Origin of the sequence: Halococcus salsus, from assembly GCF_009900715.1 — an archaeon.
Lineage (GTDB): Archaea > Halobacteriota > Halobacteria > Halobacteriales > Halococcaceae > Halococcus > Halococcus salsus.
The window spans coordinates 158430-183886 of sequence record NZ_JAAAJC010000001.1 but is presented as its reverse complement, the minus strand read 5'-3'; the positions used below and the strand labels follow the sequence as shown (position 1 = coordinate 183886).

Sequence of the window (25457 nt, the reverse complement as noted above, 5' to 3'; positions counted from 1 at the left end):
CTCACGAACCCCGACCCGCGGGGAAGCCCCCCGGGTCGGTGCCGGAGCCGACCGACCGAACGGCGGGGCTCGTCGACGGGGCGACCGAGGCGGACGCGTTGCCGAACACCGAGCCGTTCGTCGCGTTCGCGCCCGATGTCGTTCCGTTGGCCCCGGCTGCGGGTCCTGCGGTGGTGTTCGTGGGCCCCGTCGCGTTGGTCACGGCGGGGGAGTCCGTGCTGTTGGCGAGCCGGTAGAGGTCGAGCTCGCCGTTGCTCATGACGAGGCTGACGCCAGGTGTGCCTTCGAGCCGGTCGAAGGCCGTCTCGTTGTAGCGGATCCCGTTGTACACCTCGACCTCGCGTTCGCGGGCGGCACCCGTCACCGCGAGGTATCTGACGTCCGAACTCGGGGTGGTGACGGTGCTGGCGTTGCTGATGTTGATCGTCGAACCGCTGTAGCGGATGTCGTCGGCCTCGTCGTTCCCCTCGACACCGTAGAGGCCGTGGCTCACGCGCCAGGGACCCTCTCGCACCCCATAGACTGAGGCGTTGGGTCCGGCGTGGGAGAACGTGTACTCGTACCCGTCTATCCGACCCTCGGTGACCTGGTCGTTCGGAATGAAGAGGTAGGGGGAGGGGAATATCACCGCGATCGAGAGCACGAGCATGACCACGATGACCACGACCGTCACCACACGGACACCGCCGCCGGGGACCACCTCCGAGAGACCGGTGATGTACCGATAGAGGGCGATGGTCCCGAGGATCGTCGAGATCACCATGATCAGCCCCACGTTCCGGAAGAAGAGCTCGGAGACGCTCCCGATGTAGAAGACCAGCGAGTAGGGGATGAGGACCACCAGTCCGATGGTGAAGTACTTCACGAGCGCCGAGGTGTCGGGGGCGTCGCGGAGCCGTCCGAAGAGGCTCGTGAGCATCAGGAGGCCCGCGAGCGCCGCGAAGACCATGCTCACCCCGAAGAGCTTGAGGAAGAGTTCGGGGATGCTGCCGCCGGCCTGGGTGAGCGAGCTTCCCTGGCTCGCGGTCGTCGAGCCGAGGTTCGTCGCTCCACCGGAGAGGAAGCTGAACAGCTCTCTGAGCACCGCGTTCACCGAACCCTCGAATCGGCTCCGGCCCAGTGACCACAGCATCGACGCCCCGATCAGGTAGGCCGTCGGTGCGTAGAGCGGTTTGTGCTCGGCGATCCGGCTGTTCGGTCGGAGGGTTCGATAGACGAACTGGACCCCCGAGATGGTGATGAAGAGGATGATGAGGTTCGCGGCCTGCTGGGGATGATAGAGCACGAGCGCACTGAGTATCAGCGCGAACGCCCCGCCGGCGGCCGAAACCGGCAGCCGGGTCTCGAAGACGTCGGTCGGGCTCGTGAGGTAGTTGATCAGGAGATAGAGCACGACCGGCGTCAGAAGGATGGTGTCGCTGATCGGGTGCGGGGTCATGTAGTTCGTCCCGAAGTGGTTGATCGGCAGGATGAGGAGTCCCGTGAGGCCGCCGAGCACCATCGCACCCCGATGGGAGGTCATCGAGCGAATACACAGCGGGATGAACACGACGTAGGCGACGACGAACAGCAACACCCCGATCAGCAGTGACCGGGTGACCGGGGTGCCGAGGACGCCGCTGACGAACAATCCGATGGTGTGGACGCCGGGGTAGAAGTCGCCGAAGATGCTCATCGAGCCGTTGTAGAGGTCCTTCGTCCACCCGAGGTGGGTCATGCCGTCGGCGGAGCCGTAGTAGTAGTAACTCCGTATCAGCGGGAGCGCCGCGATCGAGACCATCGAGCCGCCCGCGAGGAAGAGCCCCGCGAGGTTGACGTAGCCCTCCGAGACGTAGAGGGTGACGACCACGCCGATGAGGAGCGCGATACCGACGCCGAGCCAGAAGCCCCAGGGTGTCGCACCGTAGATCGAAACCTCGTAGCCGGTGGTGGGCTCGTCGTAGGCGAACAGCACGCCGCCCGCGAGCGCGAGGTAGCCGACCACGAGCGCGAGCTTCCGGCCGCGATTCCGTGGGACGGCTTTCGTGAGCGTACTCATCTGTGTGTGGAGGTCACGCCGTGCCGCGGCGTGTGGGATACACGGTCTCTCGGGCGGTCGTTATAAACGGTTTCCGTTCGGGAACGTCGTGGGAGGTGTTCGCACGAGGCTCGACGGACCGTGATGCCTAAGCCACGGAATCGTGAAGGGACCTCAGTATGCAGCGCCCGAACGTCGTCTGGATAACCCTCGAAAGCACTCGGGCCGACCACACCACGATGGGGGGGTACTCGCGCGATACGACCCCGAACATCGACCGGATCGCCCGCGGGAAGCGCGGGCGTGCGTTCGACAACTGTCACACCCACGGGATCTGGACGCTCGCCTCCAGCGCGTCGATACTCACCGGTACCGTCCCGACTCACCACGGCGCGGGGATGGCGAACGACGCGATCCCCGACGAGGTCGAGACGGTGCCCGAACGCCTCTCGGCGGCTGGCTATCACACCGCGTGTCTCTCGCCGAACTCCCACCTGAGCTCGGCGACGGAGCTCGACCGCGGCTTCGACGAGTTCGTCTGGCTCAGCGCCGACACCCTCCTCGAAGCCGCCGGCCCCCGGATCCTGTTCAAGTACCTCCGGAACTGCCGGCGACACGGCCCCGGTCTCACCACCGACACCAGAAAGCACGGCACCGGTTTCATCATGAACGAGATGGCGAAGCGGCGGGTCGACGCCGCCGCCGAGGACGACGACCCGTTCTTCCTCTACGCCCACTACGGCGACCCCCACCACCCCTACCAGCCGCCGCGGCGCTACCTCGAACCCTACGCCGACGACTTCGAGATGAGCGTGGACGAGGCGCTCGAACTCGGCCAGTACCACCACGCCAACTTCCACCAGCTGATCGCCGACGGCTGCCCGCTCGACGACGACGAGTGGAACGCGCTCCACGCGCTCTACGACGCCGAGATCGCCCACACCGACGAACTCGTCGGCGACCTCTTCGAGCACGTGACGCGGCTCGACAACACCGTCTTCGTGGTGACGGCCGACCACGGCGAGCTCTTCGGCGAGCAGGGCATGCTGGCCCACCTCGTCGTCACCGACGACGCCGTGACCCACGTCCCGCTGGTGACCCACGGGTTCGACGAACTCGTCGACCACGAGGGCGAAAGCGTCCAGCACGCCGACGTGATGCGAACCCTCTGTGAAGTCGCGGACGCCGGGACCGAGGGCCTCCACGGGATCGACCTCCGCGAGGAGACCCGCGAGCACACCCTCACCCAGCGCGGCGCGAAGCGCACCCGGAAGAACCTCGATAGGTTCGCGGAGCTCAACCCCGACTTCGACCCCACGCCCTACCACACTTCGACCCTGAGCGCGCTCCGCACGGACGAGTTCAAGTACCAGAAGAGCGACGACCGGACCGAGCTCTTCGCCCTCCCCGACGAGTGCGAGGACGTCGACGACGACCACCCCGAGGTGGCAGCGGACCTCGACGACGAACTCGATGCGATCCTCGAAACGGACGGCCAGCCGGCCTACAGCGGCGAACGCGAGGGGAAGTTCAGCGACGCGATGCGCGACCAGCTCGCGGACCTCGGCTACCTCGTGGACTGACTCCGCCTACGATTCGGGGTCGAGATTTGCCGTGGCGGCGAGCGCGAAGCACATCCACGCCTGACTCCAGCGGATGTAGGGCGTCTCGTCGTCGAGCACGCGCCCACGGCGGCGATAGAAGTAGCCGTCCTCGTCGTAGAGGTTCTCGATCGACCACTCGATGACCGAGCGAGCCGTCTCGCGGCTCTCGGGCCGACCGTCGGTGACGAAGGTCACGACCGCCTGGGCGGCGGCGTGGGCGTCGTAGGGTTTCGAGGTCTCGTGTTCGAACTTCGGCGCGCCGTCGGGTTCGAAGAGGTGCTCGCGGTAGAACTCGAGCCCGCGCTCGTAGCTCGCCTCCGCACCCGCGACGTCGCCGCCCGAGTCGAGGTAGTGTCGGAGGGATTCGAGCACGAAGCCGGTGTGGAAGTTGTCGTGGCTGATGTGGGAGTCGGCGGCCGGCATCGAGTAGTGCCACGCGCCGCTGTCCTCCTGGGCCGACTCGACGAACGTCACGAGGGCGTCGGCACGCGCCATGAGGTCCTCGGAGCCGTTCTCGGCCGCCACCATCGCGAACAGCCGGGCCGCGAGCGCGTTGACGTTTATCACCACGAACTCGTCGTCGGTGGAGTAGGTGTAGGCGTCGAAGCCGTCGATCTCGACGGTGTTGATCTCGGTGCGGATGAATTCACAGGCCCCCTCCGCGACCGTCAACGAGCGGTCGTCGCCCGTGATCCGGTGGTGTCGCACGAACGCCTGGGCGGCGAACACCGTCACGACCACCGAGGGCCAGTAGGCCGGGAGGTGGAACTTCCGGGCGTTCTGCCAGGGGAAGTTGTAACCCCAGCACGGGAGGTCGAACCGGGTCGACTGGTACTCGGCGAGCCAGTCGAGCAGCCACTCCGCGCGGTCGAGGTACGACTCGTCGTCGGTGGCCTCGTAGCGGTGGAGGTTGGCGAGCGCGAACAGCGCCATCCCCTTCGGGTTTCGTTCCTTCGGGATCGACAGCGCCGGTCGGAGGTTGACCGGCGAGAGGTTCACGCTGTGCGTCCAGACCAGTCGTGTGAACCAGTTGTCGACGAGCGTGTCGGAGTACGGACTGTTGAGCCCGTCGTAGGGGTCCCAGCCGGCGTACTCGCGGTCGTGCGCCCAGTCGAGCGCGCGGTCGGCGACCGCCGCCACGTCGAGGTCGGTCCGGTTCATCGGCGACCACAACACGAGTCTATCAGGTCGTTCGTGAGGTCGATGACCTCCTCGCGCACCGCGTGGGCGCGCTCGCGGTCGGGGTCGATGTCCGACTCGTCGAGCGACGCGACGTGGTCGATGATCGCCTCGGGGTCGCGCGAGTGGAAGATCCGGCCGTCGGCGACGAGCTCCTGGTCGACCGAGAGCAGCGTGTTCGGGAAGAAGGAGACGGCGGGTTTCTCCATACAGGCGGCCTCGCGCGACATGGTGCCCGAGCCGGTGAGGACACACCGGGCGTGCCAGGCGAGCTGGAGCCCGTTGACCGCGCCCTGCGGGACGAACACCTCGTCGTCGGGGTACGCGCCGGCGTGACCCTCGTCGCCGCGGCCCCGCGGGAGGTAGACCACGCCGATGTCGTGGTCGACGGCGGCCGCGAGGAGCTGGGGGACGATCGAGTCGGCGTCGACGTAGGCCGCCGTCAACGCCTCCGGGCGGAGCACGATGTACTCGCCCGGCGCGAACGGCAGCCGGTCGGGGAAGTCGGGGTCGGGCTCGAAGCCCGCGACGTAGACGTCCTCCTTGTAGCCGTCGTAGGTGTGCACGGAGTCGGCGTCGGCCCCCCATCGGGTGAGTTCTTCGGTGGCGAACGCTTGCGGTACCACGTTGTGGGTCGCGGCGGCCTCGAAGCGGTTGTAGAGCTCCTCGACCCAGAGCCCGTCGATGTGCGCGGTGATGTCGTTGTCGGTGAAGTGTATCGAAGGGGTACCCCGCGCCTTCGAGGCGAGGATGCACATCGCGTTGCGGGAGGAAAGCGAGACGTCGCAGTCGGGGGCTTGCAGCGCGAGCTGGGCGGTCCGGAGCGGGATGCCGAACTTCCGCACGAGGGCGTTGTCGAAGTCCCGACCGACGACCCGGTGGTCGAAGCCGACCTCCTTCGCGAGCGAGACGGTCTCGGTCTTCTCGCGGACGGTCGTCGTCACCGAGATCCCGTCGAGCCCGCCGACGAGCGCGTCGAAGAAGAACGGGTGCGAGGGACTCACGAGGTCGATCCACGCCCGAACGAGTTCGGTTCGGGCGGTGGCTCCGGCCTCGGTTCGGGTCCGTCCGCTCATAGTTCGACGACCCTCAATCCGGCCGCCTCCCATTCGTCGGCGTCGAGGAGGCCCTTCGTGTCCACGACGACGTCGCCGGCGAGCCGGCTGGCGACGTCGGTCGGGTCGAGCGCTGCGTACTCGTCGTGGTCGGTGGCGATGACGACGGCGTCGGCCCCGTCCAGCGCGTCGTCGAGCGGCGAGAGCGCGAAGCGCTGGTCGGTGACGTGTGGGTCGGTGAGTCTGACGTCGACCGAGGGCTCGTCGTCGCCCCCGGGTGCGGTCGCCGCCCGTGCCCGCGTCTGAAGCACCTCCGCGAGGCGAAGGCCGGGGCTCTCGCGGGCGTCCGCGACGTTGCCCTTGTAGGCCACCCCGAGCACCGCGACCGTCGAGCCCGCGAGCGAACCCACGCCCGCCGCCACGAGGTCGGTGACGTAGTCGGCCATCCCGTCGTTGATCGCCCGGGCGCGCTCGATCAGGTCGAGGCGCTCGGAGTGCTGGCCGAGGAACAGCGGGTCGATCGGGATGCAGTGCCCGCCGACGCCGGGCCCCGGCTGGTGGAGGTCCACCCGCGGGTGGTGGTTCGCGAGCGCGATCGCCTCGCGCGAGTCGAGCCCGTAGTCCGCCGCCACCATCGCGATCTCGTTGGCGAGCGCGATGTTCACGTCCCGGTACGTGTTCTGGATCAGCTTGACGAACTCACAGAGGGTCGGGTTGGTCGTGGTTCGGAGTTCGCCCTCCACGAACGAGCCGTAGAGTTCGGTCGTGCGCTCGACCGCCCGCTCGTCGACGCCGCCGACCGCACGGTCGTTCCCGCGGAGTTCGGCGACCACGTTGCCCGGCAGCATGGTCTCGGGCGAGTACGCGAGCGAGAACTCGCCCACGTCGAGCCCCGAATTCTCGAGGATCGGGCCGACGACCTCGGTCGTGGTGCCCGGCGGCACGGTGGATTCGAGCACCACGGTGTCGTCCGCTCGGAGGACGCCCGCGACGGTTTCGGCGGCCGCCTCGACGTACGAGAGGTCCGCGCGCGCCCCGTCGAGCGGGGTCGGAACGCAGATCAGGTGGTAGTCGGCGGCGACCGCCTCCGCGGAGACCGAAAGCGAGCCGTCGAGCGCCTCCTCGATGAACGTATCGAGACCGGGTTCGTCGACGGGTACGTCGCCGGCGGCGAGTCGATCGAGCAGTTCGGCGTTCACGTCGTAGCCGGTGACGTCGTGACCCGCGTCCGCGAGCATCGCGGCGGTCGGCAGCCCGATGTAGCCGAGGCCGTGTACACAGACCGAGTTCATCCCGAGACCTCCCCGACCGACGCCGCCGGTCCGACCCCCACGAGGTCGAGGATCCGGTCGGCGGCGCGGCCGTCGCCGAAGGGGTTCTCCCAGTCGGTGCCGGCGTCGAGCGCCTCACGCGCGCCCGCCGCGATGGCGTCGGGGCCGACCCCGACGACGCGGTTCGCACCGACGTCGACCGTCTCGGGGCGTTCGGTGTTGTCGCGCAGGGTGACACACGGCGTCCCGAGGATACACGCCTCCTCCTGCACCCCGCCCGAGTCCGTGAAGACGAGCCGGGCGGTGCTTTCGAGCCGGAGGAAATCCAGGAAGTCCTGGGGTTCGATCGTCGTGATCGCCGACGGGAGGTCGATGTCGAACTCGTCGAGGCGCTCGCGCGCCCGTGGGTGGATCGGGTAGACGACGTCGAAATCCGATTCGCTGGCGAAGCCCGCCACGCCGTCGAGGAGGCTCGAAAACCGAGCCCGGTCGTCGACGTTCTCGGCGCGGTGGGCGGTCAGGAGACAGAACTCGCCGGCCGTGAGGTCGTTCTCGGCGAGCACCGCGCTCTTCTCGGCCGCGAGGTCGCGGTAGCCGATGACCGAGTCCACGATGGTGTTGCCGGTGACCTCGATCCGGTCGACGGGGACGCCCTCCTCGCGGAGGTAGCGCGCGGCCTGGTCGGTCGGACAGAAGAGGTAGTCGGCGGCGTGGTCGGCGAGCACCCGGTTGACCTCCTCTGGCATCTCGCGGTCGAAGCTCCGGAGGCCGGCCTCGACGTGACCGAGTTCGCAGTCGAGCTTGCTCGCGGCGATCGAACCCGCGAGCACGGTGTTGGTGTCGCCCTGGACCAGCACGACCTCGGGTTCCTCGTCGAGGAACACCGATTCGATCTCGCGGATCATCGCGCCGGTCTGGGCGCTGTGCGAACCGGAGCCGACCGCGAGGTTGTGGTCCGGCGTGGGGAGTTCGAGCTGGTCGAAGAACACCGCGTCGAGCTCCTCGGAGTAGTGCTGGCCGGTGTGGACCACGGAGTAGCCGACCCCGCGCTCCTCGCAGGCGTCGATCACGGGTGCGAGCTTGATGATCTCCGGACGGGTACCGAGAACTATCGTCACGGCGGTCCCGCTCATCGCCGAACGTCCTCCCTCCCCGCCGTCGACGGTCGATGGTGTGTGAACTGAGTCATAGGTATCGTGTCGGGGACGCACCGCCGCAACAGACCTCGCCGCGAACCGTAGAACCCGGCATCAAGGGCATCATGCGGTCCATTCACCGGCCCGCTTATCAAACCTGTCGAAACCGGTCGACGGTGTCGCGCCGGTCGAGGTAGGTGGCGACCGCGTACGACATCCACGCCTCACACCACCGCATCAGCGTGACCCGCTTCGTGTACCAGCGCTCCCGCCGGTAGAAGAAGCGGCCGTCGCCGACGTAGAGCGCCCCGAGCACCCAGCCGATGACGCGCTCGGCCAGCTCGAACTCGCCCGCGAGGCTGAAGACGATGATCCCCTGGGCCGCGGCGTGGATGTCCCGCGGGTAGGCGCTCGACTCGTCCCAGTTCGGCGCGCCGTTCGGCTCGAAGAGCTCCTCGCGATAGAACGCGAGTGCGTCGTCGAGCGCTTTCGAATATCGGTCCGAACCGGTGAGTTCGGCGTGGCGGAGGAGGGATTCGATGATGAAGCCGTTGTGGTGGCTGTCCATCGAGAGGTGGGAGGCCGAGGGCGGGTCGCGGTACATCCAGCCGCCCTCGGGGCGCTGGCGCGAGACGACGTAATCGAGGAGCTTCTCGCCCCGCTCGCGGTGGCCCTCCTCGGGGAATCGGTCGTCGAGTTCGAGCAGGGTGGCCCCGCCGAGCGCGACCGCGTTGAGGGTGACGTGGTCCGACGACCACGCCGGGACGTACTTCATCCGGGCCCCTTCCTCGATCTCCTCGTATTCGAGGTCCTGGTCGATGAAGTCCGCGACGGAACGGACGACCGCCGCGTAGTCCGTCTCGCCGTCGTCGAGGCCGGCGTCGTGGGCGGCGAGCAGCGCCCGCACCGCGTAGGAGGTCGAGACCATGTCGGGGTACTCGGGTAGACCCAGGATGTCGAGGTGCTGGATCTCGTGACGGTGCGCCCCGCAAAAGCCCGCGTAGCCCGGCGTGCGGTGCTCGACGAGCCACTCCGCGAGGTCGCGGGCTTCGCGCTCGTAGTCGGTCGTCGACCCCTCGCCGAGGACCCGTCCGGCGGTGAGGTTCGCCATCGTGAAGAGGGCCGTCCCCTTGTAGTTCCGGCGCTGTTCGACCAGAAAGAGGGGTCGAACGTTGACCGGCGCGCGTTTGATGGTCTCCTGGACCGCGATGTTGAGCCACTTGTTCTCGACCGGGACGGCCTGGAGCAGCCGGCTGCTCATGCCGTCGCCGTAGTCCCAGCCGGTGTAGTCGCGCTCGCGCGCGTACCGAAGCGTTTCGCCGAGCACTCGCCCCGCGACACCGGCTCGGGGCTCGCTCGTATCACTCATGTCGTTCCGGCGAACACGCTCGCGGTAAATCCATCCATCGGATCCGGATCGGTCGATCTCGGTCGGCGAAGCGGCCGGGGTGGGAGAGGTCGGTCAGCGCGTGCGCCGGGTCGCGATGAGGGCCGCACCGAGGAGCGCGACCACCGCGACCACGACGCCGAAGCCGGGTCCGCCCGCACCGCTGCCGCCACCGCTCTCGTTGCCGTTGCTCGCGTCACCCTCGCCGCTGGCGTTCCCGCCGGCGGCCTCCGTCGACGCGCCGCCCGCCGTGCCGTCGCTCGCGTTACCCTCGCCGCTGGCGTTCGTGTTCGCGTCGAGGCTGGTGGCCGTCGAGACGGTCTCGCCCGTCACGAAGAAGCTGTCGTCCTGGAGGCTGGTGGTGCTGTCGTTGTCGAGGCCGACGACCGAGCCGTTGTCGATCCGGGTGACGACGTACTGGCCCTCGCCGAGGTCGGCGGTGTCGATCGTCGTGGAGCCGTTGGCCGCGGTCTGGAACTGGCTCTGGATACCGCCGACGCTCCCGTTGTCGATCGCGTTGACACGGTAGCTCGCGCCGGGCTCCCCGGCGAACAGGAGCCGCTCACCCTGGCGGTACTCCTCGCCGGCCGTGAGCCGGCCGCTCGCGACGAGCGTCGTGACGTAGCCGGTGGCGTTGGCCGGCACGCCGTTGTTCGTGACCACGGCGTCCTGGTCCGGGTCGAAGCTCCCGTTGAGCCGCTCGGTCTGGGTGGTGCCGCTCGTCTCGTAGTAGACCACCGCTTCGAGCGGCTGGCTCTGCGTGACCCGACCACCGAGGTTCACCGAGTAGTTGCGTTCGTTGTACGTCGCGAGGATCGGGCGGGTGTTGCCGACCAGCTCCCCGCGCGAGCCGTCGTCGTTCTGCTTGAAGACGGCGACGTAGCCCGCGTTCGGCACTACGCCGGTGATGTTCACCGACTGGTTCGCGGCGAACTGCGAGGCGCTCTGGTTCGGGAAGGAGATGTTGGCGGCGACCACCTCGTAGCCGACCGGCACCGGACCGTCGGTCCCGCCGTCGGCCCCGGTCGTCGAGACGCCGATGGCGTAGCTATCCGACGAGGAGGGCGTCGTCACGTTGCCGACGTCGGCGATGATCCGGTCGCCGGGCTGGACCCCCACCGGCTGCTGGAAGTCGAGCGCCAGCCGCCCGTTACCCTGTTTCGAGACCTGATACGCGGTCACCGGCTCGACGCCCGTGCCGTTCGAGACGTAGACCGAAACGTCGCTCGGGCTCACGTTGGCGAGGTTGCCGTCGAACCCGTCGCTCGCCGCGTAGTTCAGCGTCATCGACCCCATCCCGCTCTGGGCGATGGCGTCGCCCTGCTGGACGGTGACCGACACCGGGAAGGAGTCGACGGTGGTGCCCGGCGAGTGCGGGAACGGAGCGGAGGAGCTCGCGTTGAGCGCGGCCGCCGGGCCGCTGACGGTCGCCGCGCCGGCCAGCCCGGTGAGCAGCGCCACTGCGATGATGAGTACGGTACGTCGCGTCGTCATGGATATTCGCTTGTCTGCCTCATTGTCGTACGGTTCGGGACCCGCGCGTGGTCCCGATGGACCCCGCGCGATGGTCGTCGATCCGGATCTCACTCCAGAAGGGCTTTGTTATCCTCATCATACCTGCCGCCGAAGGCGGGGTCGAGACCGAAACGAAGCGAAGAAATCGAAGCGACCGGTTCAGCGTCGCCGGGTCGCGATGAGGGCCGCGCCGAGGAGCGCGACCACTGCAACCACGACGCCGAAGCCGGGTCCGCCTGCACCGCTGCCGCCACCGCTCTCGTTGCCGCTGCTCGCGTTGCCGTCACCGCCGGCCTGTGTCGCTTCACCGCCGGCCGACCCGCTGGTCGACGCACCGGCCTGCGTCGACTCGCCGCTGGTGGCGGCCGTCGACCCGCCGGCCGTCGCCGCCGTGCTCGCGTCGCTGGTCGTGGCGAGCTGCTGGCCGGTGATCACGAAGCTGTCGTCGCCCGGGCCGGTGGTGCTGTCGTTGTCGAGGCCCACGATCGAACCGTCGTCGACCCGCGAGATCGCGTACTGACCCTGTTCGAGGTCCGCGGTGTCGATCACCGCGGTGCCGTTGGCCGCGGTCTCGAAGTTGGTCACGCTCGACCCGAGGCTCCCGTTGTCGACCGTGCTGACCTGGTAGCTCGTCGAGGGTTCGCCCTGGGAGAACAGGAGACGTGCACCCTGGTCGTACTCGTCACCCGCCGCCACCTGGGCGTCGACGTCGAGCGTCGAGACCTGTGCCGTCGCGTTCACGAGGTTGCCGTTGACGACGAGCCGGTCGTCCTGGGTCGGGTCGAAGGTCTCCTCGTCACGGAGGGTCTGTGAGCGACCTTGGGACTCGGTGTACGCGACAGCGACGATCTCCTGGCTCTCGGAGATGTTGTTGCCGACGTCTATCGTGTACGACTGCGGTGTCGTGTTGTCGGAGACGTTGGTCGAGCCCACCAGCTGGTCGGGCGCTCCGTTCGGACCCGTGGTGAACAGCCCGACGTAGCCGCTGCCCGGCACCGCCGCCGAGACGTTGAGGCTCTGGTCGTCGTCGAACTGCGAGACGCTCTGGTTGGAGAGCGAGATCGCGGGCTGGCTCAGCGGGTAGCTGTCGGTCGCGGTCGGGCCATCGCTCGCCCCCGAGGGGTCGGTGAAGGTGGCGTTGACCGCGTAGTCACCGGGCTGGCTCGGCGTGGTGAAGTTGTCGACCTTGAACGCCACCTCGGCACCCGTTCCGGGGCTGTCGGAGGCGAACTTCGGCTGGACCGGCCGCGGGAGCTGGATCGTGAGTTCCTTTCCGTTGGCGCTCGTGGAGGTGTTAATACCCGCCACGTCGACGATCGAGCTCTGCCGGTTGGCGATCTCGATGCGTTCACCGCCCCGGATCACCATGAAGATGTCGTCGTCGGTCACGTTCTGGAAGCTCCCGGACTCGGTCCGGAGGGTGACCGTGTCGATGCCGTTGTCAGCCACGGTGTCGTTCGGTCGAGCGACGTAGACGAACGTGCCGAGCGTGTCCGACCCCGGCGTCCGTGGATACGTCGCGGACGCACCCGCATCGAGCGCGGCCGCCGACCCGGCGAAGCCGACCGTCCCGACTACCGCCGAAAGCACTACCACCACCGCTACCGTTAGACTGCGTTTGGTTCCTGTCATCTGTGTTGAATCCGCCAGTTCGTCGGGCGTATCGAATGATACCCCGTAGGCCTGTGGTATAGCACTGACGGCTCGGAGTCGACCTGTGTTCACCCCATCCCAAAAAGTAATTTTCGTACACAGCCTTCGATCCCATCGTCTGCGGGCAGTACCGCCCCGACCCGGGTTTCGTCGCCAGGTCGGGGACGAACCAGCGACGATCTTTTCACGAGGTTCGACCGACGTGTTTAGAAGCGTCGGGGTCATCCCTCCAGCCAACGGTACATGAACCACCTCTTTTTTACGAACACCCCCGCTCACGTCCATCTCTACAAGCACGCCATCAACGCCCTCGAATCGCGCGGTCACGACGTCCTGGTGCTCGGCCGTGATTACGGCGTCACGAAACCCCTCCTCGATTACTACGACCTGCCCTACCGGCTCTACGGCCGGCTGGCGACCACGAAGTGGTCGCTGGTGCGCCACCTTCCCGCCCACTACTGGTCGATCGTCCGGCAAACCCGCCAGTACGACCCGGACACGGTCTTCGGGATGGGAGCCTACGCCGCCCACGCCGGCGCGCTCTCGCGGACGCCCGTGACGCTGATCTTGGACTCCGAACCCACCTCGCTCGACCACGCCGTCTCGCGGCCCTTCGCCGACACCATCCTCACCCCCTATGCCTTCGGGAAGGACCTCGGGCCGAACCACTACCGCTTTCGCGGGTTCAAGGAGTCGGCCTACCTCCACCCGGACGTCTTCACGCCGCGCGAGGACATCCGCGAGAAGCTCGGCGTCGGGCCGGACGAGCGCTACGTGATCTGCCGGCTCAACGCCTTCGGCTCCCACCACGACGTGAGCCAGTCGGGGATCGGACCGAAGAAACGTCGCCAGCTGGTCGAACGCCTCGCGCCCCACGCGACGGTGTTCGTCTCGGACGAGGGCGGCAAGATGTGCTTCGACGACGTCGACGCGCGCCCGTTCGACCTCCACCCGGGGCTGCTCCACGACGCCCTCGCCGAGGCCTCGCTCCTCGTCGCCGACACCCAGACGATGGTGACCGAGGCCGCCCTGCTCGGGACCCCCGCGATCCGCTCGAACTCCTTCGTCGGCGAGTCGGACATGGGCAACTTCATCGAACTCGAACGCGAGGGGCTGATCTACAACATCGCCTCGTTCGACGCCGCGCTCGACCGGGCGTGCTCGCTGCTCGACGACGACTCGGTCGCGGGGCGGTGGGCGGAGAAGCGCGACGCCTACATGGCCGACATGGTGAACCTCACCGACGTCATCGTCGACCTCGCCACCAACCCCGACGGGCCCTCAGCGGTCGAGGGGCTCTCGCGCGACGACGCGCCGGCCTACCGGCGCGAGACGCGTCCGATCGAACACTGACCGCCGAAACTCGGGGAAGACGATCGGGTGGCGGACATCGGGACTCGGCCACGTTCCGCCGGGAAGAAAGAGCGTCGGGAGTGCTCAGCCGAGCAGTCGGTCGGCGACGCCGTTCACCAGCTGATAGCCCTCCTTCGCGGCCGCCATCGCGGCCCCGCCGGACTCGATGGTGTAGTACGGCGCGAGGTCCGCCCCGAACTTCGCCTTGTACCGACAGAGGTGTTCGGTGTTCGCCCCCACCAGGTCGTACTCGTGGACCGACCCCAGGGGCGGGTCGGCGACGATGTCCTCGATCAGCCGCCAGTGGAGCAGGCTGTTGACCCCGGAGTTGCCGCCCGAGCGCGCGCCGCCGAGCCAGTAGTAGGCCGCGTCGTTCGAGTAGAGCGCGATGATACCGCCCTCGTAGACACCGTCCTCGCGCGCGACGTAGACCCGACACCGCTCGTCGAGGCTCCGCACGAGGTCCTCGACGTACGCCCAGCTCGGCCCGAAGTGTTCGTCCTGTTCGGCGTAGCGAGCCGCGACGTCGTCGTAGACCTCGTGTGCCGCCTCGACGGTGTGCTCGGCCGTCTCGACTTCGACGGCCGACTCCTCCGCCGACCCGATCTCGCGCCGGAGGCTCCGGCTGAACGACTGCAGAACCTCGTCGGACGAGCGCTCGTCGAGCGGGAGCCGGTAGGTGAAGCTCGGGTCGACCGAGAGCCCCTCCCAGCGGTAGGGTCGTGGGTCGGGGTAGGCGGGATGGCCGATGAACCGAACCAGCGTTCGGGGGTCGTCGGCCTCGATCGCGTCGAGCAGACCGGCGGTGAACTCGCGGTTGACCTTCTCCCGCTTGCGTCGTTTCGGGCTCGTCGGCATCACCAGCGGGCCGAGACCCGGGATCGCCATCCCCGGCGGCGGCGAGGAGACCACCCGGAGTCCCGCGACGCGGCGAACGAACAGGGGGATCATCCCCACGAGCTGTTCGCCGCGGTAGCCGCCGACGAGGAGTCGGTCGCCCGCGGCGTGGCGGTCGAGGACGTCGAGGGCGTCGGGGGTGTGAAAGACCTCGAAGCCCGAGGCGGGGAGTCCCGATTCCCAGCTGTCGAGGTCGAGCCGCTCGAATCTCATGGCCGGATCGGAGCGAGGGAGCTACTGTTCATCGTGGAATTTTCACTCCGGCGGCCCGATAAAGGGTTTCCCTTTCGCCGCTCAGTCGGTGAGTTCCGGTGCGGTGTCATCCGGTGTCGTGTCGTCGGAAGCTCCGTTCACACGATCGAGATACGCACCCGGCGAGCCGACCCAGGCGTCCATCTCCAGGGCGCGCTCGATGAGGCGCTCGTAGAGCTCACGGTAACCCGGGAAGTCGGGGCCGACGTAGCGCGGATGCCAGAGCACCGTCATCACGGCGTCGTTCGCGGCCGCCTCCTCCAGCAGCCGCTCGCACTCCCGCCACGCCGCATCGAAGTCCGCGGTCCCCTCGACGAGCGCGACCTCCATGACCGTCAGCGGGAAGACGGCGAACTCGTCGTCGAACGGGTGGCGGAGGTCGTAGCCGTGGTCGAAGCCGTAGGTGGTGCTCGACCCGAGCGAGCTGTCGTACTCCAGCCCGAGCGCACGGTAGTGGGCCCAGGTGTCGGGGCCGTGGCGCAGGAAGTGCTGTCGGCCGCCCCGCACCGGATGGCCGACGACGCCCTCGATACGCTCCTTTTCCACTCGCAATCGCTCGCGGTCGTCGGCGGTGTCGTAGGAGCCGTGGAGGCCGACCTCCCACCCGCCCTCGTCGAGCGCGTTGATGACGTTCGCCATCCGTGGGGCTTCGACGTCGTACCGGCCGAGGTGTTCGAGCCAGTAGCGGGGTCGGAGCCGTTTCGAGGGGGCGTGCGCTCCGAGACCGGGTTCCGAGAGGAAGTAGAACGCGGAGCGCACATCGAAGTCCTCCTCGATCCCCATCAGCGTCTCGAACTGCCAGTAGGGGTCGTTGCCGGGCCGGAGCGCGCCGAGACGGCTCGGGTCGCGTTCGCGGATCGCGTCGTAGACGGCCTGATAGGTCTTGTACGGTCGGTCGACGTCGTGGGTGAGACAGAGCGCGAACTCAGCCATCCGCGCCGTCCGTCGACCCCGCGTCGCGCTCGATCAGCTCGACCATCCGTTCGGCGGCGTCGCCGTCGCCGTAGAGCTCGGGCTTTTCGGGCAACGACACCGGCGCGGTGAGCTCGCGGGTGATGGCCTCGCGGTCGGCCCCGACGAGGACGTTCCAACCCGCGTCGATGGTCTCGACCCACTCGGTCTCCTCGCGGAGGGTCACACAGTGGGTGTCGAGGAAGAACGCCTCCTTCTGGACGCCACCGGAGTCGGTGGCGACGCGCTCGGCCCCGTCGAGCAGCCGGACGAAGTCGAGATAGCCCACGGGGTCGATCAGGGTTATCGACGACTCGACCCGTTCGCGCAGGCCGTACTCGTCGAGATACTCCATCGTCCGCGGGTGGATCGGGAAGACGACCTCTCGGTCGAGCTCACAGAGCGCGCCCATGATCGCCCCCAATCGGTCCGGGTCGTCGGTGTTGCCCGCGCGGTGGACGGTCGCGAGGACGTACTCGTCGTCCGCGAGGTCGTTCGCCGCGAGCACCGCGGAGTGTTCGGCGGCGCGCGACCGCGCCCAGCGGATGGCGTCGTACATCACGTCGCCCGTGAGGTGGACGTTCCCGACGCCCTCCTTCCGGAGGTTCTCGACGCCGCGGCGGGTCGGCGCGAACAGCAGGTCGGAGACGTGGTCGGTGAGCTCGCGGTTGACCTCCTCTGGCATCTCGCGGTTGTAGCTCCGCAGGCCCGCCTCGACGTGGGCCAGCCGGGCGTCGGTCTTGGCGGTCACGACCGCGCTCGCGAGCGTGGAGTTGGTGTCGCCGTAGACCACGACCGTGTCGGGGTCCTCGCGCTCGACGAGCTCGCCGAACCGGGTCACGATCCGGCCGGTCTGCTCGCCCTGGGTGCCCGAGCCGACCCCGAGGTTGTACTCCGGGGTGGGGATGTCGAGCTCCTGGAAGAAGACGTCCGACATCGACTCGGAGTAGTGCTGGCCGGTGTGGACCAACACCTCCTCGTGGCGTTCGCGGAGCACGCGCGAGACCGGGAAGGCCTTCACGAACTGCGGGCGCGCGCCCACCACCGAGACGACCTTCATCGTTCGACCTCGGTTCGTCGCGGATCGTCGTCGGCGAACCGGTCCTCGTGCATCACTTCGAGCCCCGCGTTGGCCTGGAGGTCGTAGGCCATCGCCACCGAGATGGCGATGCCGCCGACGACGAGCAGGAGCATCGAGAGCCCGCCCCGGAGGAAGACCTCCCCGGGACCGAACGCGCTCGCGAGCGTCACGAGGACGCCGAGCAGCCCGGTGAGCCCGCTCACGATGCCGAAGAAGTAGAGCAGGACCAGCGGGTGGAAGCTGTAGATGACGTACTGCAACACCAGCCGCCGGACGAAGTTGCGGGCGAGCAGCGTCGAGAGCTTCGGGATGAAGGTCGAGTAGCGGATACCGCTCTGTTCGTCACCGTAGACCGCGGGGTGAGAGACGTCCGCGACCCGGAAGTCGTGTACGTTGAGGGTCGTGAGCATGTCGTTGAGGAACCCGTAATCGTCGTAGAGCGAATCGAGATCGATCCGCGAGAGCGCCTCGTAGGAGACGGCGGTGAAGCCGTTCTGGGGGTCACTCATCCGCCAGTAGCCGCTGGATATCTTGGTGAGGTACGTCAGCAGCGAGTTGCCGAAGAAGCGCCAGTTCGACATCTCCGAGCGGTCGCGGTGGAGGAGCCGGGTTCCCTTCGCGTAGTCGGCCCGGCCGTCGGCGACGGGTTCGATGATCCGGCTCAGCATGTCGGGGTTCATCTGGCCGTCGGCGTCCATCACCGCGATGATGTCGAGGCCGTCCTCGAGGGCGTGGCGATAGCCCGTCTTGACCGCGCCGCCGCGGCCCCGGTTGGTGTCGTGGCGGATCGCCTCGACGACGGTGTCGGCGTACGCGCCGCCGTCGGTGAGCGGCATCCCGCCGGCGCGTTCGCGGTTGGCGCGCTCGGCGTGGCGTTGGATCTCCGCCCAGGTTCCGTCGCTCGAACGGTCGTCGACGGCGTAGACCCGGTCGACGAACGCGGGCATCGTCTCGATGACGCGACCCACGAACGCCTCCTCGTTGTGGGCGGGTACCACGACGCCGACTGTTTTCCCGTTATACATCGAGTCCGCTCCCTATCGTATACACCCTGTGGGGTGTCCGGGATAAATCAAGCGTTCCGCGACCGTCGATGACGACGATCCCCGACTCGAAGCCCTGCCAGTCGACCGCGTCGAACGCCTCGTGCGGGGTCACCATCACCGCCGCATCGAGGTCCTGGGTGGGGAGGTCGTCGATCCCGATCGGGGTGGCGTCGAAACGCGAGAAGTCGTCGAGCAGCGGGTCGACGCAGAACACCTCGGCACCGGCCTCGCCGAGGCCGTCGATGATCGGTTCGGCCGGCGTCTTCGCGAGTTCGTTCACCCCGGGTCGGTAGGTCAGCCCGAGCACGGCGACGCGTGCGCCGTCGAGGCTCCGGCCCTCGGCCTCGAACTCCTCGTCGAGTTTCCCGACCACGAACCCCGGCATCGAGTCGTTGACGGCGCGGGCGGTCCGCAGGAGCGGCGCGTCCTCGGTCCGGCCGTGGGCGAGGAAGTACGGGTAGTAGGGGATGCAGTGGCCCCCGACGCCCGGGCCGGGGTCGTGGATCTCACAGAAGGGCTGTGTGTTCGCGGTCGCGATGGCCTCGGCCACGTCGATCCCGAGGTCGTCGGTGAACCGCGCGAGTTCGTTCGCCAGCGCGATGTTCACGTCGCGATAGACACCCTCGAATAATTTGACTGCTTCGGCCGTCGCCGCGTCGGAGACCGCGAGCACGCCCTTGGCGTTGATCGCCTCGTATATCGCGGTCGCGGCACGCGTGCTCGCCTCGTCGACCCCGCCGACGACCTTCGGGTAAGCCCCACGGATGTCCTCGAGGGCGCGCCCGCTCGACGTCCGTTCGGGACAGAACGCGAGACCGAACTCGCCCATCGAGAGGCCCGTCTCGCGTTCGAGCAGGGGGCCAACCACCTCGCGGCAGGTCTTCGGCGGCACCGTACACTCGACGACCACGAGGTCGCCCGCCGCGAGACCGGTCGCGACGTCCTCGACGACCGATTCGAGGATCGAGAGGTCGGGCGCGTTCCCGGCGTCGAGCTTCGTCGGCACGATGAGGACGTGGACGTCCGCCATCGCCGCGGCCTCCTGATTGCTGGTCGCCCGGAGCGCGCCGTCGGCGACGAGATCCGCGACGAGGTCGGGAAGACCGGGTTCGCCCGTGACGTGACACTCGCCGCGGTTCACCGACTCGACCACGGCCTCGTCGACGTCCGCCCCGACGACGGCCCCGGAGGTCTCGGCGTAGACCGCCGCGAGCGGCAGCCCCATCTTCCCCAGCCCGTAGACCGCGACCGGGAGGTCGCCGTTCTCGAACGCCGTCCGGCGGCGCTCGACGGACGCATCGTCGCCGTAGGCGGCGGGCGAGCCGGACGAGCTCATCGGGGGTCGGCCTCTACCGGGTTCGGCTCGGCGAGGCGGTCGATCCGTTTTGCGATCCGGAGGGCGCGGAGCCCGTCCGCAGCGGAGACCACCGGCTCGCGCCCGGTCCGGGCGCACTCGACGAACGAGGCGATCTCCTTTTTGAGCGGTTCGCCGTCGCCGACCACCGGCTGTTCGATGATCCCCTCGTTGCTGTCGATCCCGCGCCGCCACACCCCCGACCGGAACTCCGTGTACGGCGCGTCGTCGGGTTCCGGCGGGGACTGTCGGTGGACGTCGATCGATCGGTGGATGTAGTCCACGACTATCCAGCAGTCCCGGGCGGTGATCGTGAGTTCGCGGATCTTGCGTTGGGTCACCCGGCTCGCCGTCAGGCTCCCGACGGCCCCCTCGGCGAAGCCGAGCTGGGCGTCGACGTACCGCCCGCCCTCGGTGCTGACCGCGTTGACGCGGTCGATCTCGTCGTCGACGAGCGAGCAGACCACGTCGATGTCGTGGATCATGAGGTCCATCACCGCGCCGTCCTTGATGTCGCGCTCGCGTGGCGCGCCGAGTCGACGGGCGTCGAACGCGAGGATCTCCTCGTCGGCGAGCACGCTTGCGACCGCCTCGACGGCGGGGTTGAACCGCTCGATGTGGCCCACCTGAAGCGTCACGTCACGTTCGTCGGCGAGGTCGCAGAGCTCGCGGCCGTCCTCGGGGTCGGCCACGAACGGCTTCTCGACGAGAACGGCGACGTCCGCCTCGATGCACTCGCGCGCCAGGTCGTAGTGGTAGGCGGTCGGCACCGCGATCGAGACCACGTCGACCGCCGTGAGGAGGTCGGCGCGCGCCCTCGCGACCGTATCGTGTCGCGTGGCGACCTCGTTCGCCCGCTGCTCGTCGGTGTCCGCGACGCCGACGAGTTCGACGTCGGGGAGTTCGGCGTAGACCCGCGCGTGGTTCTGCCCCATGCTCCCGACGCCGATGACGCCGGCCCGTGTGGTCGCCGTGGCGCTCACGCCTCGACCCCCGCCGCGGCGACCGCGGCGACGATCTCGTCGACGTCGGCCGACGAGAGGGCGGGGTGGACCGGCAGCGAGAGCACCTCCCGCGCCGCTCGTTCGGCGACCGGCACGTCGGGGTCGACGTCGTCGTAGACGGGCTGTTCGTGTATCGGAACGGGGTAGTAGACCCCGGTACCGACCCCCCTGGCTTCGAGGTGGTCGGCGAGCGCGTCGCGGTCGTCGGTACGGATCGTGTACTGGTGATAGACGTGCCGCCGTCCCGCGGGTTCGACCGGGGTGTCGACCCACTCGGGGAGCTCCGCGGTGAGCCGGGCGGCGTTCGCGCGCCGCGCCTCGTTGTGCTCGGGGAGGTCGCCGACCTGGACCCGACCGATGGCGGCCAGCAGACTCGTCATCCGGTAGTTCTGGCCGAGCCTCGTGTGTTCGTAGGCCGCGCCATCGGCGGTCCGACCGTGGTTGATGAAACTCCGTGCGCGTGCGGCCACGTCGGGGTCGTCGGTGAGCACCATGCCGCCCTCGCCGGTGGTCATGTTCTTCGTCGGGTAGAAGGAGAAACACGCGACGTCGCCGAAGGTGCCGACGCGCTCGTCGTCGATCGCGGCCCCGTGGGCCTGTGCGGCGTCCTCGATCACGAGGAGGTCGTGCTCGTCGGCGATCGCCCGCAGACGAGGCATGTCGGCGGGGAGGCCGAACAGGTGGACCGGGAGGATCGCGTCCACGTCCTGTTCGCGGACGATCCGCTCGACGGCGTCGGGGTCGAGGTTGAACGTCTCGGGGTCGATGTCGGCGAAGACGGGTTCGGCACCCGCGAGCCGTATCGAGTTGGCGCTCGCGATCATCGAGAACGGGGTCGTGACCACGCGGTCGCCGGGGCCGAGGCCGAGCGCCTCGACCGCGGTGTGGAGGGCGGTCGTGCCGTTGGTGGTTGCGATACCGTGTGTCGCGCCGCAGAAGTCCGCAAACTCGTCTTCGAACGCGCGGACCTCTGGACCGTCGGCGAGCTGACCGGAATCGATCACCTCGCCGATACGTGCTTTCTCGCGGTCGCCGAGCTGTGGGTTGGCTATCGGAATCATATGGAGTTCTCACCGGAAAGGGAGTCGGGGAGCGGTTCGTGGCGTGCGGGGACGCCGAGTGCGAGGGTCTCGGGCGGGACGTCGCGGGTGACGACCGCGCCGGCAGCGACGAACGACCCCTCACCGATCGAGACGCCGGGGAGGATGGTGGCGTTCGCACCGACCGAGACGCCGTCTTCGAGCGTCGGGCCGGCGAGGTCGGCCTCGCGGCGCACGGGATGGGGGTCGTTCGTGAGGACGGCTCGCGGGCCGACGAACACCTGAGACCCTATCGTGGTGTTCGTCGGGAGGTAGACGCCGGTCTGGAGGCTGACGTGCGAGCCGATCGTGGTGGTGCCGTCGACCACGGCGTCGGTGCCAACGAGGACGTCGTCGCCGATACGGGTGGCCTCGCGGACGAGGGCGTTGTGACCCGTAGAGAAGCCGTCGCCGACTTCGACGTCGGCGTAGACGATGGTGCCGGCGCGAACGGTCGCGTCGTCGCCGAGTCGGGCCGGCGGGGCGTCGGGGTCGTGTGAGTAGCCGACGGTCGCGCCGTCGTCGATGGTCGCGTTCCTCCCGGTGTGCGCGCGTGTCTCGCCTGTCACGGCCGTACACCTCGGTCGGAGGCCGTGCGAACCGGGTCGGCGATCCGTGCGGGGACACGTGGCTCCACCGGGACGAGTACCGTCGTTGGAGGGGGTGAGTGGTCGGTCATCGGTGGGCGGATTCGGTCAGGACGATCGGATGACTATCACTGCGTGTGGTCTCATCCGGGTAGAGTCCGTTCTCACATATGTGTTTTCCCATCCGATAGCCGGCACCGACCGGTTTGGGGCACCGAGAGGGCGCGGACCCGCCGGGGAGCGGCGGTTCGCTTCGACGGGTCGTTCCCGTCGGATCGGTAGATTCACGGCCGGCGACCGGATTAGGGCGCACAACCGACGCATGGCCACGGACCACACCCCGACCGACCCCGCCGGCGGACGGACCGACGGATGAAGACGCTGCTCGTCGGGCTGGACGCGGCGTGCGAGCCGGTGTTCGAGACGCTCGCGGCGAGCGGTGCCGACCTCCCCGCGATCGACGGGATCCGCGCCGACGGCGCGAGCGGGCCGCTCGAATCCCAGATCCCGCCGTGGACCCCGAGCGCGTGGCCGTCGCTCTACACCGGTGTGAACCCGGGCAAACACGGTGTCTACGGCTTTCTCGACTTCGAGGGCTACGACTGGGACGTCGTCAACGCGACCCACGTCCGCGAGCGCGCGCTCTGGGAGCTCCTCGATACGGAGGGGACGAGCAGCGTGGTCGTCAACGTGCCCGTGACGCATCCCCCGCGGGCGTTCGACGGGGCGTTGATCCCCGGCTACACCGCCCCCGACTCGCCGACGTGCCAGCCCGAGGGGCTCCTCGACGAGGTTCGAGACGAGATCGGCGGCTATCGGGTCTACCCGCGCCACACCGGCGGCGGGGAGACCACCACCGACGAGAAGGTCGCGGAGTACCGCGAGACGGTTCGAATGCGCGGCGAGGCGTTCCGGTACCTCGCGGACCGGTTCGACCCCGAGTTCGGCTTCCTCCAGTTTCAAAATACGGACACCGTCTTCCACGAGTGTCCGGGCGACCGCGACGCGCTCCGGGCGGTCTACGAGGCGGTCGACGACCAGATCGCCGCGACCCTCGAATCCTGCGACCCCGATGTCGTGGTGCTGGCGAGCGACCACGGCATCGGCCGGTACGAGGGCTACGACGTACGGGTGAACACCCTCCTCCGTGAGGAGGGATTCGTCGAGACGACGCGCGGCGGCGGGATGCCGTCGTGGGACGTCATCCGGAACGAGGAGTTCCTCGACGACCGCGGCGAGAGCGCCGACGGGAACGCGCTCCTCGAACGCGCGATGGGGCTGGCGACCCGTGCGGGGGTCACCAGCCAGCGAGTCGATAGCGTGCTCTCGCGGCTCGGCATCGCGGAGTTCGTCGTGCGGCACGTCCCGAAGTCGATGGTCCGCGCCGGGACCGAAGGGGTCGACTTCCCGCGTTCGACCGCTTACGCCCGCTCACACATCGAGTGCGGCGTCCGACTCAACGTCGCCGGACGCGACCCCGAGGGCGTGGTGGCTCCCGAGGAGTACGACGCGGTTCGGGAGCGGCTGATCGAGTTGCTGTCGGGGGTCGAAACCCCGGATGGGGAGCCCGCCTTCGACGACGTCGCGCCGCGCGAGGCGTACTTCGAGGGGCCGCACGTCGAGCACGCGGTCGACATCGTGCTCGTCCCTCACGGGTTCGACAACTTCCTCTCGACGGGGCTCCGCGAGTCGGCGTTCGGGCCGCCGACCGAACCCTACAACCACAAACGCGACGGCTTCGTCGCCATCTCGGGGGCGGGTGTCGATCCCGACGCGTCGCTCGACGGGGCCCACCTCTTCGACGTCGCCCCGACGGTGCTCGCGGCGCTCGACCACCCGCGCGGCGAGCACATGGACGGCGAAGTGCTTCCCGTGGTCGACCCCGTCGGGGAGCGGACGTACCCGGAAGCCGAACCGCGGACGCGCGAATCGACCGACGAACAGGCCGTCGAAGCACGACTCTCGGACTTAGGATACCTCGAATGAGCATCACCATCAGAAACGCGACGGACGACGAGCTGGAACAGTGGGATTCGTACGTGGACCGGTCGCCGGGGACCAACCCCTTCCACTACCGGGGGAGCCTCGCGGCGCTCGCGGAGTACGCGAACGCCGACTGTCACCACCTGATCGGCTACAAGGGCCAGGAGGTCGTAGGGATCTTCCCCGTCTTCGAGGTGACACGGTTCGGGGTTTCGACCGCCTTCTCGCCCCCACCGGGCCTCCTCGTTCCCTATCTCGGTCCCGCCCTCCTCAACATGGGGAAGCTCAAGCAACGCAAGCGCGAGCGCCGCCACGAGCGCTTCGTCGACGGCTGTTTCGAGTGGATCGACGAGGTGATCGAGCCGCGCTACACCCACGTCCGGAGCGACTATCGCTACACCGACCTCCGGCCGCTCGAATGGAACGACATGCGGGTCTCGCTCGGGCACACCTACACGGTGGACCTCTCCGTCGGTGAAGACGCGCTGTTGAAGCGCTTCAGCTCCGACGCGCGGAGCAACGTCCGCGACGGCCCGCCCGAGAACTGCGTGGTCGAAGAGGGCGGCGAGCGCGCGGTCCGGCGAATCGTCACCCAGGTCTACCGGCGCTACGAGTCCCAGGGCAAGTCCTACGGCGTCACGCCGGGGCTCGTGCTCGCCCTCCAGGATGGACTCGACGAGGGTCGCCTCCGGCCCTACGTCTGCCGGGTCGACGGTCGGTTCGCGGGCGGGATGATCACCCTCGAAGACGACGACACGATCTACCGGTGGCAGGGCGGCGCGAAACACGACGCGGGGGTCCCGGTGAACGACCTCGTCGACTGGCACATCATGCGCGACGCGATGGATCGGGGGATCGATTCCTACGACCTCGTGGGGGCCGACGAACGCCGACTCAATCGGTACAAAGCGAAGTTCGACCCCGAACTCCGGACCTACCACGAAGCCGAGCGCGCGGGCCCCGCGATGGCGCTGGTGCGCGAGGCGTACACCCGGCTGCAGTAACGCGGTCGCTGGTGGGCTAAATCCTCGATAGCGCTACGAATCGTCGTCG

The 25457-nt window shown here is 68.5% G+C and carries 20 protein-coding genes; 4 read left to right on the top strand and 16 right to left on the bottom strand.

Annotated elements, in window-relative coordinates:
* Position 1 precedes the first annotated feature (1 nt).
* A complete protein-coding gene (locus GT355_RS00950; protein WP_160132767.1) occupies positions 2-2038 on the bottom strand; it encodes a hypothetical protein in 2037 nt (678 codons plus the stop codon).
* Between the two features lie 158 nt (positions 2039-2196).
* On the opposite strand from GT355_RS00950, the gene GT355_RS00945 reads away from it, so the two are divergent.
* Positions 2197-3600, top strand: a complete 1404-nt coding sequence (locus GT355_RS00945) for a sulfatase (RefSeq protein ID WP_160132766.1) — start codon at positions 2197-2199, stop codon at positions 3598-3600.
* A gap of 6 nt (positions 3601-3606) precedes the next feature.
* Here GT355_RS00945 and GT355_RS00940 read toward each other — a convergent pair whose 3' ends face one another.
* From GT355_RS00940 to GT355_RS00910, 7 genes are all read right to left on the bottom strand, one after another.
* Positions 3607-4782: a prenyltransferase/squalene oxidase repeat-containing protein gene (locus GT355_RS00940; protein WP_160132765.1), complete on the bottom strand. Its 1176-nt coding sequence runs from the start codon at positions 4780-4782 to the stop codon at positions 3607-3609.
* The gene (locus GT355_RS00935; protein WP_160132764.1) at positions 4779-5876 is read right to left on the bottom strand and encodes a DUF354 domain-containing protein; all 1098 of its coding nucleotides are present in this window, start codon (positions 5874-5876) and stop codon (positions 4779-4781) included. Before GT355_RS00935 ends, GT355_RS00940 begins: the two co-directional genes overlap by 4 nt.
* Positions 5873-7147: a nucleotide sugar dehydrogenase gene (locus GT355_RS00930; RefSeq protein ID WP_160132763.1), complete on the bottom strand. Its 1275-nt coding sequence runs from the start codon at positions 7145-7147 to the stop codon at positions 5873-5875. Before GT355_RS00930 ends, GT355_RS00935 begins: the two co-directional genes overlap by 4 nt.
* On the bottom strand, positions 7144-8259 hold the full coding sequence (wecB, locus tag GT355_RS00925) for a non-hydrolyzing UDP-N-acetylglucosamine 2-epimerase (RefSeq protein WP_160132762.1): 1116 nt from the start codon (positions 8257-8259) through the stop codon (positions 7144-7146). Before wecB (GT355_RS00925) ends, GT355_RS00930 begins: the two co-directional genes overlap by 4 nt.
* 154 nt (positions 8260-8413) lie before the next feature.
* On the bottom strand, positions 8414-9631 hold the full coding sequence (locus GT355_RS00920) for a prenyltransferase/squalene oxidase repeat-containing protein (RefSeq protein WP_160132761.1): 1218 nt from the start codon (positions 9629-9631) through the stop codon (positions 8414-8416).
* 93 nt (positions 9632-9724) lie between these two features.
* Positions 9725-11143: a PGF-CTERM sorting domain-containing protein gene (locus GT355_RS00915; RefSeq protein ID WP_160132760.1), complete on the bottom strand. Its 1419-nt coding sequence runs from the start codon at positions 11141-11143 to the stop codon at positions 9725-9727.
* A gap of 180 nt (positions 11144-11323) precedes the next feature.
* Complete coding sequence (locus GT355_RS00910; protein WP_192927937.1) at positions 11324-12754, bottom strand: PGF-CTERM sorting domain-containing protein; 1431 nt, start codon at positions 12752-12754, stop codon at positions 11324-11326.
* 306 nt (positions 12755-13060) lie between these two features.
* Here GT355_RS00910 and GT355_RS00905 point away from each other — a divergent pair, with 306 nt between their 5' ends.
* A complete protein-coding gene (locus GT355_RS00905) occupies positions 13061-14170 on the top strand; it encodes a DUF354 domain-containing protein (protein WP_160132758.1) in 1110 nt (369 codons plus the stop codon).
* An 84-nt stretch (positions 14171-14254) separates the two neighbouring features.
* Here GT355_RS00905 and GT355_RS00900 read toward each other — a convergent pair whose 3' ends face one another.
* The 8 genes from GT355_RS00900 to GT355_RS00865 form a co-directional block, all read right to left on the bottom strand.
* Positions 14255-15280, bottom strand: a complete 1026-nt coding sequence (locus GT355_RS00900) for a GNAT family N-acetyltransferase (RefSeq protein ID WP_160132757.1) — start codon at positions 15278-15280, stop codon at positions 14255-14257.
* 81 nt (positions 15281-15361) lie between these two features.
* Positions 15362-16252, bottom strand: coding sequence for a polysaccharide deacetylase family protein (locus GT355_RS00895; protein WP_160132756.1), 891 nt, complete (start codon positions 16250-16252; stop codon positions 15362-15364).
* The gene (gene wecB, locus GT355_RS00890; RefSeq protein WP_160132755.1) at positions 16245-17330 is read right to left on the bottom strand and encodes a non-hydrolyzing UDP-N-acetylglucosamine 2-epimerase; all 1086 of its coding nucleotides are present in this window, start codon (positions 17328-17330) and stop codon (positions 16245-16247) included. The genes GT355_RS00895 and wecB (GT355_RS00890) overlap by 8 nt, the downstream gene beginning before the upstream one ends.
* Positions 17327-18376, bottom strand: coding sequence for a glycosyltransferase family 2 protein (locus GT355_RS00885; RefSeq protein WP_160132754.1), 1050 nt, complete (start codon positions 18374-18376; stop codon positions 17327-17329). The genes wecB (GT355_RS00890) and GT355_RS00885 overlap by 4 nt, the downstream gene beginning before the upstream one ends.
* Positions 18369-19733 carry a nucleotide sugar dehydrogenase gene (locus GT355_RS00880; RefSeq protein WP_160132753.1) on the bottom strand — a complete coding sequence of 455 codons (1365 nt, stop codon included), beginning with the start codon at positions 19731-19733 and terminating at the stop codon, positions 18369-18371. The genes GT355_RS00885 and GT355_RS00880 overlap by 8 nt, the downstream gene beginning before the upstream one ends.
* Entirely contained in the window at positions 19730-20734 is a 1005-nt protein-coding gene (locus GT355_RS00875) for a Gfo/Idh/MocA family protein (RefSeq protein WP_160132752.1), read from the bottom strand. Before GT355_RS00875 ends, GT355_RS00880 begins: the two co-directional genes overlap by 4 nt.
* Entirely contained in the window at positions 20731-21816 is a 1086-nt protein-coding gene (locus tag GT355_RS00870; protein ID WP_160132751.1) for a DegT/DnrJ/EryC1/StrS family aminotransferase, read from the bottom strand. The genes GT355_RS00875 and GT355_RS00870 overlap by 4 nt, the downstream gene beginning before the upstream one ends.
* The gene (locus GT355_RS00865; protein WP_160132750.1) at positions 21813-22403 is read right to left on the bottom strand and encodes an acyltransferase; all 591 of its coding nucleotides are present in this window, start codon (positions 22401-22403) and stop codon (positions 21813-21815) included. Before GT355_RS00865 ends, GT355_RS00870 begins: the two co-directional genes overlap by 4 nt.
* A 390-nt stretch (positions 22404-22793) precedes the next feature.
* On the opposite strand from GT355_RS00865, the gene GT355_RS00860 reads away from it, so the two are divergent.
* A complete protein-coding gene (locus GT355_RS00860) occupies positions 22794-24407 on the top strand; it encodes an alkaline phosphatase family protein (RefSeq protein WP_160132749.1) in 1614 nt (537 codons plus the stop codon).
* Positions 24404-25408, top strand: a complete 1005-nt coding sequence (locus tag GT355_RS00855; RefSeq protein WP_160132748.1) for a GNAT family N-acetyltransferase — start codon at positions 24404-24406, stop codon at positions 25406-25408. The genes GT355_RS00860 and GT355_RS00855 overlap by 4 nt, the downstream gene beginning before the upstream one ends.
* The last annotated feature ends 49 nt before the right edge of the window (positions 25409-25457 follow it).

Coding starts and splice junctions, on each gene's coding strand:
- GT355_RS00950 (WP_160132767.1), bottom strand. CDS start 2,038: ATGAGTACGCTCACGAAAGCCGTCCCACGGAATCGCGGCCGGAAGCTC.
- GT355_RS00945 (WP_160132766.1), top strand. CDS start 2,197: ATGCAGCGCCCGAACGTCGTCTGGATAACCCTCGAAAGCACTCGGGCC.
- GT355_RS00940 (WP_160132765.1), bottom strand. CDS start 4,782: ATGAACCGGACCGACCTCGACGTGGCGGCGGTCGCCGACCGCGCGCTC.
- GT355_RS00935 (WP_160132764.1), bottom strand. CDS start 5,876: ATGAGCGGACGGACCCGAACCGAGGCCGGAGCCACCGCCCGAACCGAA.
- GT355_RS00930 (WP_160132763.1), bottom strand. CDS start 7,147: ATGAACTCGGTCTGTGTACACGGCCTCGGCTACATCGGGCTGCCGACC.
- wecB (WP_160132762.1), bottom strand. CDS start 8,259: ATGAGCGGGACCGCCGTGACGATAGTTCTCGGTACCCGTCCGGAGATC.
- GT355_RS00920 (WP_160132761.1), bottom strand. CDS start 9,631: ATGAGTGATACGAGCGAGCCCCGAGCCGGTGTCGCGGGGCGAGTGCTC.
- GT355_RS00915 (WP_160132760.1), bottom strand. CDS start 11,143: ATGACGACGCGACGTACCGTACTCATCATCGCAGTGGCGCTGCTCACC.
- GT355_RS00905 (WP_160132758.1), top strand. CDS start 13,061: ATGAACCACCTCTTTTTTACGAACACCCCCGCTCACGTCCATCTCTAC.
- GT355_RS00900 (WP_160132757.1), bottom strand. CDS start 15,280: ATGAGATTCGAGCGGCTCGACCTCGACAGCTGGGAATCGGGACTCCCC.
- GT355_RS00895 (WP_160132756.1), bottom strand. CDS start 16,252: ATGGCTGAGTTCGCGCTCTGTCTCACCCACGACGTCGACCGACCGTAC.
- wecB (WP_160132755.1), bottom strand. CDS start 17,330: ATGAAGGTCGTCTCGGTGGTGGGCGCGCGCCCGCAGTTCGTGAAGGCC.
- GT355_RS00885 (WP_160132754.1), bottom strand. CDS start 18,376: ATGTATAACGGGAAAACAGTCGGCGTCGTGGTACCCGCCCACAACGAG.
- GT355_RS00880 (WP_160132753.1), bottom strand. CDS start 19,733: ATGAGCTCGTCCGGCTCGCCCGCCGCCTACGGCGACGATGCGTCCGTC.
- GT355_RS00870 (WP_160132751.1), bottom strand. CDS start 21,816: ATGATTCCGATAGCCAACCCACAGCTCGGCGACCGCGAGAAAGCACGT.
- GT355_RS00860 (WP_160132749.1), top strand. CDS start 22,794: ATGAAGACGCTGCTCGTCGGGCTGGACGCGGCGTGCGAGCCGGTGTTC.
- GT355_RS00855 (WP_160132748.1), top strand. CDS start 24,404: ATGAGCATCACCATCAGAAACGCGACGGACGACGAGCTGGAACAGTGG.